This is a genomic window from Nostoc sp. JL34, from assembly GCF_017114945.1.
Lineage (GTDB): Bacteria > Cyanobacteriota > Cyanobacteriia > Cyanobacteriales > Nostocaceae > Nostoc.
On the sequence record NZ_JABXKQ010000087.1, the window covers coordinates 22,329 to 38,351 of the forward strand.

General features: G+C 41.8%; 9 protein-coding genes and 1 pseudogene. 5 read left to right on the top strand and 5 right to left on the bottom strand.

Annotated elements, in window-relative coordinates; translation table 11 throughout:
• Positions 1 to 234: 234 nt before the first annotated feature.
• From HWQ44_RS16410 to HWQ44_RS16425, 4 genes are all read right to left on the bottom strand, one after another.
• A complete protein-coding gene (locus HWQ44_RS16410; RefSeq protein WP_292720428.1) occupies positions 235 to 4,983 on the bottom strand; it encodes a response regulator in 4,749 nt (1,582 codons plus the stop codon).
• An 85-nt stretch (positions 4,984 to 5,068) separates the two neighbouring features.
• Positions 5,069 to 6,601 carry a hypothetical protein gene (locus tag HWQ44_RS16415; protein ID WP_292720430.1) on the bottom strand — a complete coding sequence of 511 codons (1,533 nt, stop codon included), beginning with the start codon at positions 6,599 to 6,601 and terminating at the stop codon, positions 5,069 to 5,071.
• Positions 6,602 to 7,409: 808 nt separating this feature from the next.
• Positions 7,410 to 7,622, bottom strand: a complete 213-nt coding sequence (locus HWQ44_RS16420; RefSeq protein WP_292720433.1) for a CopG family transcriptional regulator — start codon at positions 7,620 to 7,622, stop codon at positions 7,410 to 7,412.
• Positions 7,623 to 7,678: 56 nt separating this feature from the next.
• Positions 7,679 to 8,353 carry a response regulator transcription factor gene (locus tag HWQ44_RS16425; protein ID WP_292720435.1) on the bottom strand — a complete coding sequence of 225 codons (675 nt, stop codon included), beginning with the start codon at positions 8,351 to 8,353 and terminating at the stop codon, positions 7,679 to 7,681.
• Positions 8,354 to 8,774: 421 nt separating this feature from the next.
• Between HWQ44_RS16425 and HWQ44_RS16430 the strand changes: the two genes are divergently transcribed.
• Positions 8,775 to 9,098 (top strand): hypothetical protein, encoded by a 324-nt coding sequence (locus HWQ44_RS16430; RefSeq protein ID WP_292720437.1) that lies wholly within the window; start codon positions 8,775 to 8,777, stop codon positions 9,096 to 9,098.
• A 57-nt stretch (positions 9,099 to 9,155) separates the two neighbouring features.
• Here the strand turns inward: HWQ44_RS16430 and HWQ44_RS16435 are convergent.
• Positions 9,156 to 9,407, bottom strand: a pseudogene (locus HWQ44_RS16435) (transposase family protein); the annotation flags it as partial.
• Positions 9,408 to 10,120: 713 nt separating this feature from the next.
• On the opposite strand from HWQ44_RS16435, the gene HWQ44_RS16440 reads away from it, so the two are divergent.
• The 4 genes from HWQ44_RS16440 (at position 10,121) to HWQ44_RS16455 (ending at position 15,721) form a co-directional block, all read left to right on the top strand.
• Entirely contained in the window at positions 10,121 to 12,265 is a 2,145-nt protein-coding gene (locus tag HWQ44_RS16440; protein ID WP_292720438.1) for a patatin-like phospholipase family protein, read from the top strand.
• Positions 12,266 to 12,320: 55 nt separating this feature from the next.
• On the top strand, positions 12,321 to 13,412 hold the full coding sequence (gene leuB / locus HWQ44_RS16445; RefSeq protein WP_292720440.1) for an isocitrate/isopropylmalate dehydrogenase family protein: 1,092 nt from the start codon (positions 12,321 to 12,323) through the stop codon (positions 13,410 to 13,412).
• Positions 13,396 to 15,105: an aconitase/3-isopropylmalate dehydratase large subunit family protein gene (locus HWQ44_RS16450; protein WP_292720442.1), complete on the top strand. Its 1,710-nt coding sequence runs from the start codon at positions 13,396 to 13,398 to the stop codon at positions 15,103 to 15,105. The genes leuB and HWQ44_RS16450 overlap by 17 nt, the downstream gene beginning before the upstream one ends.
• A gap of 223 nt (positions 15,106 to 15,328) precedes the next feature.
• Entirely contained in the window at positions 15,329 to 15,721 is a 393-nt protein-coding gene (locus HWQ44_RS16455; RefSeq protein ID WP_292720445.1) for a hypothetical protein, read from the top strand.
• The last annotated feature ends 302 nt before the right edge of the window (positions 15,722 to 16,023 follow it).

The following is a 16,023-nucleotide window of genomic DNA, read 5'->3' on the forward strand; positions in this document are numbered from 1 at the left end:
CCGCAGGGGTGCAGGGGGCAGGGAGAAAGAGGTTTTCCTGATTTTTGCACGGATGCGGTAATCATAAGTAATTAACCGGACTTGATATTAGTACATCAAAGTTATTATTCCCAATTGTTCACAAGTTCTATCGAAAAAGGAGAAATGAGTCATGAGAAATGGAAAATCAGGATTTTTCATGCTTACTCAGAAAAAATAGTCCCTATTAATTTATTAATAAATATTATTGATCGCTCAGATTTTGGCGTTACTATCTTGACAGGTTAAAAACTCTTGGATGAGTTTAACAAACTCTTCTAACTCGGATATAAAGTTAGTACTACCTCGACGCTCTTGATTGTGAGCTAGTTGTTCTAGTTTCTCTGCTGCCAGATGCATGGTTGTCGCTCCAACATTGGCACTAGCACCTTTAATTTGATGGGCTTCGTGCGCTAGTTTCTCAAAGTCATAAGCTGCGATCGCTATTTTAATTACCTCTAGACGAGGTTGAATATCTTCAACAAATATTTGCAGTAGTTCTAATTCAAATTCTGGGTTGTTTTCCGAGAGTTGATGCAAGCGTTCCCAATCAATTGGAAGGTCAACTGAACCTACATCTGTTGTAACAACTGTCTGCTCTGTAGCAACTGTTTCTTTTGCCTTGAAGATCGCATTTCCCCAACGCTCTAGCGCCACTGCCAATTTTTCTTTTATTACTGGCTTGCTTAAATAGTCATCCATTCCGGCATCTAGACACATTTGTTGGTCTTCTTTCATGGCATTAGCTGTCATTGCAATTACCACAGGACGATAACCACTGACGAAGTTACTTTCTTGCCAACGATGAATTTCTTTTGTAGTTTCTAAACCATCAAGAACTGGCATTTGGCAATCCATCAAAATTAAATCGTAAGGAATTTTTTCTAATAATTGCAATACTTCTTTCCCATTACCAGCGACATCAGCGCTATAACCCAGGCTTTGGAGTTGCTTCAAGGCAACTTTTTGATTCACCAAATTATCTTCAGCTAAGAGAATTCTAAGTTTGGGGAAGTTAGGGGAAGAAAACACAGGGATGCTCTGACGTGGAGACACGGAGAATGGACTAGGTAAATTCTCCTCATCTTTGCGTCTTTGCGTTTCCCACTCTCTCCGATGACTCCTGACTCCTGTCTCTTCTTCTGGCTGCGTTCCTAAGATAGTCATGATGGTATCGAGGAGTCGGGACGACTTAACAGGTTTGACTAAATAAGCCGCAAATCCTATTTTTAGCGCTCGTTGGATTTCATCGCGTTGATTAGTAGAGGTAAGCATAATCAAAGGTAGCCCAGCGATCGCTGAATTTGCCTTAATTTGCTCTCCTAAAGTCATACCATCTATTTCTGGCATCTGCATATCAACCACAGCTATATCATAGAGATTTTTTTGCTTGGCAGCCTCCTGAATAGCTTTCAGGGCAGTAGTAGCCGAAGCCGCTTGATCCACCAGCATCCCCCAACGGGTAGCTTGATGGTAGATGATTTTGCGATTGGTGGCATTATCATCCACTACTAACAAGCGCCGATTCAGCAAAAGTTCGCGTTCGCCCTTGGCGTTGGCGAAGCCATCACCTTCTGAGGAAATAGGGTAAAGTTGCTTGGCGAGAGTTACTTCAAACCAAAACTTAGATCCTTTCCCCAAGCGACTTTCTACGCCCATTTCTCCTCCCATCAAGCTCACCAGTTGCTTACAGATGGCTAATCCCAAACCTGTACCGCCATATTTCCGGGTGGTGGAAGCATCAACTTGGGTAAATGGCTTAAAGAGTTTGCATTGGTCTTCAGGGGTAATACCAAGACCAGTATCTGTGATGGCAAAATAGATGGTGGCTGTAGTAGAGGTTTGCGATCGCAATTCTGCTCGTAATACTACCTCTCCATTGCTGGTGAACTTAATCGCATTACTAATCAGGTTCATCAGAATTTGCCGCAGGCGGCCAGCATCGCCTTGGAGATGGGTGGGGACGTTGGGATAAATTAACGCTGCAATTTCTAATCCCTTATTATGGGCTGGGGGAGCCAATAATTCCAACACCTCTTCTACACAGATCGATAAGTTAAAATCTAGAGTTTCTAGCATCATCTCCCCAGCCTCAAGTTTGGAAAGATCCAAAATTTCATTGATCAGGCTTAAGAGGGCATCTCCACTAATGCGAATTGTTTCGATAAAATCTTGTTGCTCCGAGTTGAGGGGAGTTTCTAACATTAAGCCTGTCATCCCCAACACAGCATTCATCGGAGTCCGAATTTCATGGCTCATGTTGGCCAAAAAGGCACTTTTAGTTTGAGAAGCTAATTCAGCTTGCTGACGGGCAATTTCAAGTTCTCGTCGCTGTTGAGTTTCTGCATTTAACATTTGGGCTTGGGCTAAGGCAATACCTACTTGGTCAGCTATTTGCCGTAAAAGATGAGTTTCAAAGCTAGACCAGTGGCGAGAACTACCACACTCATGAACAATCAATAAACCGCAGAGTTCTTCTTTGACAAGAAGGGGTATGACCAAATTGGACTTGACTCCAAATTGTTGCAGTAATTCGATATGGTTTTTTTGGGCTTCAACTATATCCAATTCAGCAAGCCCCAGATTCCGTTTTTGACGGTACTGCTGTAAATAGTACTGCTGGATGTATTCGGCTTGAAAGTAAGCATCAGTAAACTTTTTCTCTTTAATTGCCAGCCAGCCAGAAACTACTGCCTCAACGATGGTGGCTCCAGATCCATCAGCCAAAGGTTGATAAATCAAAACTCGATCGCTATGGAGGATTTTTTGTACCTCCGTAACAGTGATTTGGAGAATTTCTTTGATTTGCAAAGACTGACGAATTTTGAGGGTGATTTCAGTAAATAGTTGCGATCGCAAATTTTGGCGTTGGAGTTCTTCTTCTGCCTGCTTGCGCTCGATAAACTGCCCTACTTGCTCACCAATCGAATTCATGACTTTTGCCAAATCTGGGTCAGCTTGCTGGATCTCATGGCTAAAGCAAGTAATGACACCAATGACTTTTTTACCACTACGGATCGGAAAACCGAAAGCTCCGTGCAGTTCTGCTTGGGCTGCGATTTGAGAGCGGATGAAATTCTGATCTTTAACGACATCAGCGATCCAAACAGGTTCAACACTAGCCCAGACACGACCAGGCAGCCCAATTCCTGGTGCAAACGTGGTCTGCTGACTGAGGATGTCAAATTCTTGCATTTTTAAGGATATTTTATACCATGTATTTAGTAGGGACAGTAAATTTGCTCGCTGATCTGCGATCCAAAATTCACTTAAATCCCATCCCAAACTTTCACAGATTCCTTGGAGAATTTGGGGCATAGCTTCGTTGATGGTAGTTGACTCCGCTAAGACGCGGGTTGTAGCATACTCTGCTTTCAGATGCTGTTCAGTTCGTTTGCGTAAGCGAAGTTCCTCGGAGACATCGCTGATGTCAATACCCGTGGCAACAATGTATTCAACGTAGCCCTCATGGTCTTGCAAGGTAGTGTTAGTCCAGGCAATGCGCCGCCGACTGCCATCTTTTGTTACCCAATAGTTTTCGTATTCTTTGGGTGCTTCACCAATTCGCAACTGCTCAAAAACTGCTTTAACCGGCTCCATCTCTTCAGGAAGTAGAAATAGGTTCCAGACATGCCTTCCTCTCACTTCATCAAATGAGTAACCACTAATTTGTTCACAAGCTTGATTGAAGCGAACGATTTGCCCTTGTGTGTCAAGAACTATTACCAAAGCGCTGGCTGTGTCAAGGACTGCTGAAATAAAGTTGCGTTCTGTGTTTAGTGTTTCCTCTGTGAATTTACGCTCTCTGACCTCACGAGAAATGAAGTAGTAGACTATAGACAGAATCAGAAAACTTAGGCAAATAGCGATCGCCAGTGTCAAAACCGTATTATTAGCACTAGCTTTTGCAGCTTGTGACTGCTGTTTAAGCAACCCTTTATCCTCATTCTCTATCTCTTTGATGATCTTACGGATATCATCCATGAGATGTTTTCCCTGATTTGTCTGGATTACCTGCAACGCCGCCTCGAATCCCTGATTTTGACGCAGGTATATAGTCTGCTTGAGTATGGCAAGTTTTGCAGCTATCAGAGATTCAAGGGTTGCAAACTGCTTTTGTTGGCTAGGTTGATCTGCGATTAAATTCTTCAGTTCTACAATTTTTTGATCGATGTTTCCAACTACTGCTTGATAAGGTTCTAGATAACTTTCTTGTCCAGTGAGGATGTAACCGCCTTGTCCAGTCTCAGCATCCTTGATCTCGGACAGTAATTCTTCTAGTTTATTGATTTTCTCTTGGGTTTTTTGTACCTGATTACTAGTATCAATCAATATACGTGTATTTTGATAAGAAATCACACCAATCAAAACTAAAATTGCCGATGCTAACCCAAACCCTCCAGCTATTCTTTTAAAAAATTGTTTCCGTCCCTTCTGTGCCTGTTTGCGTGTATCACTCGCCAAAACTAAACTTGCTAAAGTGCGCCGCATTTCTAGTTGTTTAATTACCTGGCGACCTAGAATTCGTAATGCTTCCAATTGTTCTGGGGAGAGGTTTCTTGGTACATGGTCAATTACACAAAGTGTTCCTAATGCATATCCTTCAGGATTAGTCAACGGTACACCAGCATAAAACCGAACATTTGGGTCAGAAGTGACTAGCGGGTTTGTCGCAAACCTTTCGTCAACTGTGGCATCAGGCACAACAAAAACTTCAGGTTGCATAATAGCATGGGCGCAGAATGCCAGATCCCGTGGTGTTTCTAGGGCATCCAAACCAACTTTTGACTTGAACCACTGGCGATCGCTATCAATTAAGCTGATTAAGCCAATGGGAGTTCCACAAATATATGAGGCTAAACGGGTCAGATCGTCAAAGGCAGCATCCGTTGGAGTATCGAGAATCTTATACTCCAAAAGAGATTCGATTCGCTGTGTTTCGTTATCAGGTAATGGTGCTTTCATTCTTCAGCCTTATACCATTTGAGATTTTGGATTTGAGATTTCGGATTTGAGATTATTTATAGGGTTTACCTCTGCCCCCTGCCTCCTAAAATTTGACCCGCAACTGTCCTGTGAAGGAATTACCACCGTATGCACTTCCCCCGGTTTCTTGATTTCGGACATTACTAAAGCTATAGCCCAAGTCTGCTTCTATATTCGGCGACAGCTTTACCGTACAGCGCGTTTGATAGGTATTAGCATTGTCAAATTCTCCTTTAAGTCGCTGCTGTCCTAAGTTGGCTGCAAGGCGACAGCGTAAGAAATTAGCAATGTCTCCCTCCCAAGCCACCTCACCGTTGTAAACTAGGAAATCTGGTGGAGAAAAATAGCCACTTGTGCGTTCTAAATCGCGATCGTAACTCCAAGTAAATAAGTTAGCTGCCAAAGAAAATTGTCCGAACTTGCGCTCTAACCTACTAAAAGACTGCACATCGGAATTACCATCGTTGTAACTACCCAAACGCAATGACGAAAACAAACTGGTATCACGATCAATCTGCCAGTATAAATCAGGGCCAAATCGCCAAACAGTAATTTGATTGTCTAAAGTTCGAGCATTGGATTTATAGGGCCCTTGTTCTAAATTACCTGATAGTACTACTACCGATAGCAATCTACCTGATGACGAAACTCGCGGCGGCGAAATGGGAGCCTCCACCTTAGCATTGAGATTGATAGCTGTGGGTAAACGATTGAACACATCGACTCCGGCTGCTGTTTGGAGAGTCACTTGCCCAATTTTTCCTTGCCATCCAATTTGCAAAGGAAAATTGGTTACTGATTCAACACCACGTTGCTCAAAGAAGTTAAAACCTGTCTTGAAAAATATTTTATTGCCATTACTCAATCGAAATTGAACCGTTGGTTCAAGGAAAAAATTGGTTTGGCCAAAGTTGTCTGTCTCATAATGATAGTCGGTATCAATACTTTCCAAAACTGCATTCGGCGTTCCTGGTTTAGTGGAAGTTGTGGGCGGGCTAGAATTCTGCGGTGGTTCAGTAAAAGTTGTAGGCGGGCTAGAATTCTGCGGTGATTCAGTGGAAGTTGTGGGCGGGCTAGAATTCTGCGGTGATTCAGTGGAAGTTGTGGGTGGGCTAGAATTCTGCGGTGGTTCAGGTAATACTGGCGGTAATCGCAGATCGGGATTGAAGTTTTCGGGGGCCGCCATCAAAATAGGTGTTGGCTTTAATCGATAGGGGAACGGCATCGAAAGTTCTAAATTATCGAAGTTCAGTTCGCCCTTAGCAAAGTTGTTGCGCCTAGCTTGTTTAAGAGTAGAGGTACGCAAACTCAGCTTATTTGTGCTATCAATCCAAGCCGCCGCTCTGATTTCTCTGTGAGTTCCCAATTCTGAGTATTGCTCTGCTGACTCAGGATTTACTGTGGTGACTCGCTCAGTCAATTCTGAAGGTGAATTCCAAGTCTGATGTGCTTGAGCAGCTTGTAACTTAGCTTCTGAGAATGTCCAAATACCTACGCTACAGATTACTCCCAATTGAATCTGTAGGCATCCCACAATAAACTCAGTGTACAAACTATATCGAGAAACAAAGAGATCGCGTCTAAAACTATCTGCCATCGGTCGATACTATAGTTGTAAATAAAAAACTTGCTGCCAAAAAGTTTTCTGGCTGCTAGCTGATGTATTCGGCTTGGGATTATGATGCCCACAATAGATGCTTGTTAAGACATGGGAAAGGAAAAAGGCGTTACTAAACGAAGGGATGATTCGATAATAGGCAAGTGGAATGCTTTTTTTCATGCTTAACAAGCACCCCGTTACACCAGGCTTAATCCCAAATCCGGCTAATCACTGATCGTTAAAATCTCTGTGCCTCAGCCTAAACAATAAGTCTTTAAATGAGGGAGCATTGAAGTTCCTTACTTGTCCCGCAATTAAGAGTCAATACCACACTGAAAGGGTTGGTGGGAGTGCTTTTGTGGATATCTAGATGGAATAACAAAAACTATACCAAAAGAATAGAATACCCAACTTTCTAGTGCCCGATCATTTTTTAGTCTCTATATGCTTGGTGTTAGTGATATTTTGCCTCGGAATATCCCCAAACCATGCCAGTCTCTCATATCATGTCCGCCTAATTAGTTATAATTCCCGCATCTGTGCAAAAACCAGGAAACCCTCTTTCCCCCTGCCCCCTGCTCCCCTGCCGTCTTAATGATAAGTCTTGAACCAGACACGATATCATGGGGAGCCATTCCGTTGGATGAGTTTTCCAACTAGCTTTCTTTAAAAAAGCTTGCTCTAATTCTCTCTTTAAAAAGAGGGAATTAGAGCAAGCCTTAACGCCAAGCGTATTGCCTTTAGTCCTATCGTTGGCGCATCAAGTAGCAGATTTCTGAGATTTGGCGGATATTCGAGTGAATAGTTACTGTAATTTTGACAAACTACCAACAGTTCTTGTTGAATCTACTGCTTTCATCTCAGAGTTTTCAGCATTGTCAACCTGAAGAGTTCGGAGCAATTCTCGAATTACATCTGTTGCTGGCCTTCCTGTGGAAGCACAGTAGCATTCCAGTTTTTTCATTTCCTCGGTTGTGAGATTTACTGTCAGTCGTTTAACAGCCCATTTTTTATTCATGATCCTCTTTTGTCTTTAATATGTTGCTTTTTGTCGAAATTCCCAAGTCATTACGATTACTCCCGCAGTGCATAGCCTACACCACGGACTGTATGAATCAAACGCTTTTCATTATTTTCTTCTAACTTGAGTCGCAAATAACGAATGTAAACCTCAATAATATTAGAATCGCCCATGAAGTCGTAACCCCAAACTTTCTCTAAAATTTGGTCTCTAGTAAACACTTGACGGGGATATGAAAGAAGATATTCTAATAAGTCAAACTCTTTTGCTGTTAACTCAATGCTTCGTTTTACCCGAAAAACTTCACGGGTGCGGCGATTTAAGCTTAAATCTTCAAATTGCAACAAATCCTCGTCTGTTTCTTGCGTGCGGCGGAGATGAGCGCGAATTCTAGCTAGTAGTTCCTCAATACTGAAGGGCTTAACTACATAATCATCGGCTCCTGCATCTAATCCGGCGACGCGATCGCTCACTTCATCTTTTGCTGTCAATAAAATCACTGGGACTGTACTACCTGTTGCTCGCAAACGGCGACAAATTTCCAAACCCGTCAGTCCTGGTAGCATCCAATCCAGAATCGCTAAATCTGGTAATGAGTCTCGCGCCAGGGTTAAACCAGTGATGCCATCATGGGCTACACTTACTTGGTATCCTTCACTACTAAGTTCTAATTCGACAAATCGCGCCAGTTTGACTTCATCTTCCACCAAAAGGATATGTGCTGTCATATTTTTGCTCCTAAAGCAGGTAATGTCAGATAGAAGGAGGCAGGAAGCAGGAGGAAAGACTGAGCCAACAACAGAATGCCATGAGCGCGATCGCTAACTTGAATCACTGCTCAACCATTAGCCTGAGTCAGTTTCAAGTTAACTAGCTCGCCCGCATCCGAGTATTTAACTGCATTACCAATCAAATGGCTTGATACCTGCATGAGTTGATTCTAGCTGCCTTTATTCTCACAATAAACGGGGCGACTTCCAAATGGATGACCCGATGCTCAAATTTCTCTGTCATCTGCATTATGTCTGCAACCAAATCTTTTCTAACCTATGGCCGCTGTTGGAATTGGTGAAAAATCTGAGATTTTTCCGGTTGAGCCAAAATATAACTGAATAATTACTTTACATTGAATATGTATAGCTAAAACTCATGGAAATACCCCAACGCGTATCAGTCCGCTACAAAGACGCGTCCTACAACAGTAATGAAATCCGCTTGAGAACTTTTCGGCTTGGGTTGCAAATATGGGATGAACAAACCAAACCTAGAAAAACAGAGCTTTATCAGTTTATATCGTCTTGCTTGAAACAAGTTGACCGCCAAGATCGTTTTATGTTTTCTCTGCTGTTCATAGAATTAACAGACCTCATACGCAATTCTTCGCTGGAAAGGGGAACAAAAGAGGTTCTGATTAAAACAGCTTTTAGAGAATTTGCTTGTGCGATCGCAGACTTTGAAGATGTTGCCAAATAAACTTGCTTTTAGGGGTGCTAGAATTACGTAGGTGTAGCCTAACCAGTATGGCAGCCGCTAGAATTGAGCAGGTGAAATAGAGGGGGGGAAAGTTGCTTTCATGAAAATGCCGTATTCACCAAGCAGTCGACGCAAATCTTGATATTTTTGGCTATCTCTTTCTACTTCTTCTATTTGAGATGCTGGTAAGATGTATCTTAAAACTTCTAGCCAATAATTAAAAGCATCATTGGCTTTTGTTTTGGAGAAATCAAAGAGTAAGCCTAATATTTCAAAAATTGGTTTTTGTCGAAGATAAACTAGGCATAAGCATACCCCTTCTTTTTAGCCTGTTGCTAAAAAGTCTTCAATTATACCAAGTAGTCCATTTTGTTGCCAAGTCAATTGAAATGGTAGAATATCAACGCTTTCACTGCCAATACACTGACTGGGGTATTGTTTGTGGGATTGACTGGAGCCATGAAATAATACCTGGGTATTTCAGCGTTTCATGTTGATTCATCTGAAGTGCGATCGCCCACTTTAAACAGATTGCCAATCGTGTATCTCTCTAAATACAAAGAAGTTACCGTTGGTAATTATTCTTTATTTAGTGTTTTAAATATTTTAATTAACTGTCTTAACTGTCTTAACTGTCCACTTAACTGTCTTAACTGTCTTAACTGTCCACTTAATTCTTTAATTAACTGTCTTAACTGTCTTATTTCTTGTTTTACCTGCTATTGCATTTTCTTGATAAAGCTGAGATTATTTGAAAGACTGGGTTAAGCACGTTGGGTTTCAAAAAACTAGTTTATTTCATCAAAAAACTAATTTTGGGCTAGAACAGATGCATTCTAATTTACTATAATTTTTTTTGATGTCTACAATCAATTTGTTAACTAATGATAATTCTTGCAAAAAATGTGTTTATCAGAGGTCGTCCAACATATTTACCAACAAGCTATAGTTACTAGAATTTAAAAATAACTTGCTATTGCATTTATTAATTACGGATTATCCTATTTGGAGATTAAAATCTCGTGACAAACCAGCTATATAGCCAGTCAGTTCTGACATTTGATGGTCAAGATGATTACATAGATTTTGGCAAAAATAATTTTGCTGGTGTTTTTGCTCAGGGAAGTTCAGCCTTTACGATTTCAGGATGGGTGAATCCTCATCAGCTAAAAGATCAAGCCACTAATTATGGCACACGCAATGTTTTTTTTGCTCGTTCTTCAGATCGATATAGTGATAATTTTGAGTTCGGCATCAGTGAATCAGGGAGCCTAGATGTATTCATTGATGAAAATCTGGAAAAGAAAATTACAACTTTTGGCAATGGAGAATTAACTATCGGACAATGGCACTTCTTTGCCATTGTTTTTAATAAAGGTCAACTGAGCATATATCTTGATGAACATGAGTATTTTGGCCACTTTACAGGTGACTCTTTAAACAAAGCAACAAGTTCTGTGACTCTGGGTGCGACTTTACACAACAATATCTTTTTCACAGGTCAATTAGCTAACATTAGCGTCTGGAATTACCCCTGTCCCCCAGTGGACATCCAAAGGCATCGCTATCAGCCTCTAGTTGGCAATGAACAAGGATTAGTCGCTTACTGGGCATTAAACGAAGGACAAGGAACAACTGTAAAAGACCAGACTATAAATGGTCATGATGGAAAATTGCGTGGCAATCCTAATTGGGATGTAGCACAACTTCCATTTGGAATTACACAATCATCGAACGAGAGCGAGAGACAAGATGTGACAGCGAGTAGTTCCGAGGAGGAAAAACTTGCAAAACCTGTGGTGCTGGAAGAAGAAAGCCAGTTGATTGCAGAGATTGTCTCTGTTGAAGTAACTGCGATCGCGGAAGGTGAGTTGCAGAAAGAGTCAGTTGAAGTTCCCCCAATCGTGGAAGCTAGCGTCCCGACTGTGAGTCCAAAGGGAAAAAAAGGGACAAAAAAACAGAGCGAAAAATCTACGAACATTCAAACTCCCCCACCAAAACAGGAGAAAGCCGAAACAGTCCAAACAAAGGAAAGTCAAGTTGGAGTCAATATCCAACAGCAAGAACCAGAAACATTAACTCAGGAGCGATCGCCAAAAACTATGAACACTAAAGCCAATCCCAAATATAAAATACTTGCCATTGATGGCGGCGGTATTCGCGGCATAATTCCCACAATGATCCTGGCAGAAATTGAAAAGCGGACACAAAAGCCGATTTTTAGTTTGTTCGATTTAATTTCTGGCACTTCTAGTGGTGGAATTTTGGCACTCGGATTAACTAAACCCCGATTAGATTTAGAGGTAACTGACAGCTCGCCTGTCGCCCAATATAGTGCTGAGGATCTCCTGCAAATATATCTTGAGTATGGGGCTGAGATATTTTATGAGCCATTTTGGGAACAAGTACTCGGTCAGCTAGAGGATATATTCGTTCAACCAAAATATTCTTCTGAAGGTAGAGAGGAAATTATCAGGCAATATTTCGGTGATACTCCTCTAGAAAATAATCTCAAAGAAGTTTTCGTAACTAGCTACGATATCGAGCAGCGAATCCCGATATTTTTTACAAATAAACTGGAAAAACAACAGACAGAATCGAAAAAGTTTCGCAAGTTGTGTGCAGGTTTTACGCTTACAGATGCGGCACTAGCAACTAGTGCAACTCCAACTTATTTTTCTCCCTATCGGGTTGGGAGTTCCCATAATAGTAATGGCTTCTACACTTTAGTTGATGGCGGAGTAGTTGCTAATAATCCAGCTAATTTGGCTATTTTAGAAGCGCAAATTAGTAGACAAGAAAACAAACAAGTCCTGAATACAGACGATATCTTATTAGTATCCTTGGGTACTGGTTCACTCACAAGTGTCTATCCTTATGACGAAGTTAAAAAATGGGGACTATTGCAATGGGCAAAACCTCTGTTAAATATTGTGCTTGACGGTGGCAGTGAAGTAGTAGCTGGAGAATTAGAACGGTTGTTTGAGTCTAATAATAAAGGTAATAAAACTTCTTATTACCGATTTCAAACATTCTTAAAAAGTGAACTCGAAGAAATAGATAATGCCAAGCCAGATAATCTGCGGCAGTTACAAACTTTAGGGAATACGCTGATTCAAGAAAAAAGCAAACAAATTGATGAATTATGTAGTATTCTATCAACCTAAATTTGATATTTCTGAATGAGAATGAACTGGAGCCAGTAATTTTCTATAGGTCGAAATGGGGTCTTTAAGTAAGCCATCTTATCGGATCGTCGCCATTCCTGGGGAAGGGATTGGGCCAGAAGTTGTGGAAGCTGCTTTAAAAATTCTGCAACACGTCGCTAAAATTGAAGGATTTACCTTGCAGGTAGACTATGGCTGGCTAGGTGCAACGGCTTTTGAAAAACTGGGTAGTTACTTCCCTCTAGCCACCGCCAAACTGGGCGATGGAGCCGATGGAATTGTATTTGGTGCGGTTACTCAAGGGGGACTGCTAGAACTCCGAAAGCACTTCGACTTTTTTTGTAATCTTCGCCCGATCCGTGTTGTTGATAGTCTCCTGCATAAATCTAGCCTTCGACCAGAAAAAATTCAAGGACTTGATATTCTCATCGTCCGAGAATTAGTCAGTGGGATTTATTTTGGGTCATCTGGACGTTCCTCAGACGAAGCAGGAAATTATGGATACCATACGATGCGCTATTACGATGAAGAAATTCGTCGAATAGCTCGTAAGGCTTTAGAGCAAGCCCAATACCGCCGAGGATTACTCACCGTAGCCCACAAAGAAAACGCCTTACCTCATTTGCCTTGGACTCGTCTAGTGCAAGAAGAAGCCACAGAGTTTCCTGGTGTTATCGTCGAACTAATGCTGGTGGATAACTTAGCTATGCAAATGGTTCTTAATCCGCAGCGGTTTGATGTAATTTTGGCGGGGAATCTGTTTGGAGATATTCTCAGCGATATTGGTGGTGCATTAGTTGGCTCAATTGGCTTGTTAGGATCAGCGAGTCTTAACGCTAATGGATTTGGTTTGTACGAAGCGATTCATGGTACAGCCCCAGACATTGCAGGGAAGGGAATTGCTAATCCTCTTGGAACCCTTGGAGCCTGTATTTTAATGCTTCAGCAATGGGGAGAAGTGCAGGCTGCCCAACTGATTATTGCAGCACAAGACCGAGTTTTAGCTAAGGGATACCGAACAGCTGATTTATTTACCCAAGGAGAAGAAATTTTAGTCAATACTGCAACCTTAGTTGACCTTTTGCTTGAAGAAATTTCAGCGGTGCAACATTCTCAATTAGGAGTGCTTCATGAGTCACGGAAATAATGTTTTGCACCTTGGAGATGATATCAATACCGATGATATTATTCCTGCGAATCGGGCAACAAACGATCACCCTGATAGCTTAAAACACTATGCTTTAGAACATGTTATTGGCGAAGGTGAACTGCTAAAATACAATGTGATTGAAGCCGGAGAAAATTTCGGCTGTGGTTCCAGTCGAGAAGTTGCCCCCATTGCCCTGCAAGCTGCGGGAATTGAAAAGATTCGGGCGCGATCGTTTGCGGAAATTTTTTATCGCAATAGCATCAATATTGGACTTTCCCTAGAAATTTTAGGGGAAAAACAGGAGAATCCTGTAGTTGATGCGATCGCAGCAGCCGGTGGGCTAATGTCTTTTAATCAGATGCGTCGTCAAGGTCAGATCACCATTCCTCGCAGTCTGACGCCAACCCGACCAATGACTTTAGTCGAAAAACTCTTGGCCAAAGCCTCTGGTAATACCTACGTCCAGCCGGGAGAAGTGGTTTTTGCTCAGGTCGATTTAGCCTTATCTCATGATGCTGTGGCCGGGCCTGTGGCCAAGACATTTTATAAACAGTATGGAGAAGGAGCAAAATTATGGGACTCCCAAAAGGTGGTTTTGGTAGCCGATCACTTTATCCAAGTTAACGACATCCGTGCTGATGACAAAGCATATCTGATGTATGACCAGATGATTCAGTTTGCCCAAGACCAAGGATGCCACTTATTTGATATGGTTTCCCCAGGTGAAGCAGCAGGCATCTGTCACGTTTTACTCCCAGAAAAAGGGTTTGTCCGACCAGGAATGATAATTGCCGGTACAGATTCCCATACCTGCACCTACGGGGCATTGGGAGCCTTTTCCACGGGGGTAGGAACCACTGATATGGCTAATATTTATGCCACAGGAGATATGTGGATTCGTGTTCCTCCAACTATAGTATTTGAGTTGTCTGGAACCTTGCCTTCTAAAATCAGTGCCAAAGATATTATCCTATTTATCCTGGGACAAATCGGCTGTGCTGGCGCTACCAGTAAGGTAATGGAGTTTAGAGGGTCAATCCTCGCCCAACTGCCCTTTGATGAACGGTTGACCCTAGCTAATATGGCTGTGGAGTGTGGTGCAATCTGTGGTTTGATTGTTCCTGATGAGGTGACACGTGAATATGTAAAAAACCGAGCTTCAGAAAAATTTGTAGAGATTATCGGCGATGCTGATGCTGAGTACGAAAGAGTTTATCAATTTGACCTTAGTGATTTAGAAGCGCAAGTTGCACGTCCTCCAAAACCCGATCAAGTAGTTGCCATTAGTCAGTTAGAAGATATTCCGATTACCAAAGCCTTTATTGGCTCTTGTACTGGAGGTAAACTCTACGATTTAGCTCAGGCCGCTGAAGTTTTGAAGGGTCGCCAACTAGCAGACGGTGTAAACTTGTTTATTGTCCCTGCAAGCATTGAAATCCGAGAACAAGCCCAGGAATTAGGTTATCTCGACATTTTTGAACAAGCAGGGGCACAGATTCTCAAGATAGGTTGTGGGGCTTGTATCAATTCTGGGCTTGGGGTTTTGGCAAAAGAAGAAACAGGGATTTATGCAACCAATCGCAATTTTAAAGGCCGTAGCGGCGATCCAACGGGCAAAAATTATTTAGCCTCACCAAGAACAGTTGCTATCTCTGCTGTAAATGGAAAAATTAGCGATCGCTTTGATTGAATTGTGAGTGGGGATTGGGGACTTGGCGATTGGAACCCCAACCAAATCGAACTATCAGATCGGGGTAAATAGAGAAACAACTCAAAAAATATTAACCCAATCTGAGCAGGAATGACTCTTATTTAGTTTAGTCTGGTTTTGAGATAGGTTTCTTTATTTACAAAGGCTCAACTCTCGTACCCTTAGTAATGTTTTAACCAACAAAGGATTTTAGGTAATTAAAATGGACGAAATCGTTAAAAAACTTGCTGGTCTGGGTCTTCCTGGCGTATTTCTCGTGATTCTAACAGTCACAACAGGGGGTAGTTCTGCCGCTATTGCAGCTGCCATCACAGCGTTAGGAGGGCCGTTTGGCATTGTCGGAGGGATAGCACTGCTTGGTCTAATAACGGTTGTAGGGGATACTGTCGCGGGATATGGAATTGAAGCTGTTCTCAAGGCCGTCTATACAGAACGTAGCAAAACCGAATCTGTGAGATTCCTCTTGAAAGAAATTAAAGATTTACCCATTTCAGAGGAGCTAAAACTCAAACTGAAAAATGAACTGAGTCCAGAAGTGATTATTGATACTGAAGAGATTCAGCCACCAAAAACAATTGAAATCGTCGAGGAATAATTTCACTGTTAAATTCCTTGAGATTTCAAATCGAACGGCACTAATTTAGATTTTAAATTGGGAATTTAGGATGATTAAAAGCTAACTGTATTTTGCTTTGAGATATCCATTCGCATTTTATTTTCAAATTTGTGTCGGTTCAGTAATCGCACCAAATTGCCCTCAGCAAAAAAAATGGCCTCTGAGTCTGAATCTCACCGGATTAAGCCCTCAAAGGCCGATTATTTTCCCAACGAATTAGTAATTATTTGGTCAAGCATATATACAAGAGTTATAGCTTTCCTAAAATTTTCAATTTTTGT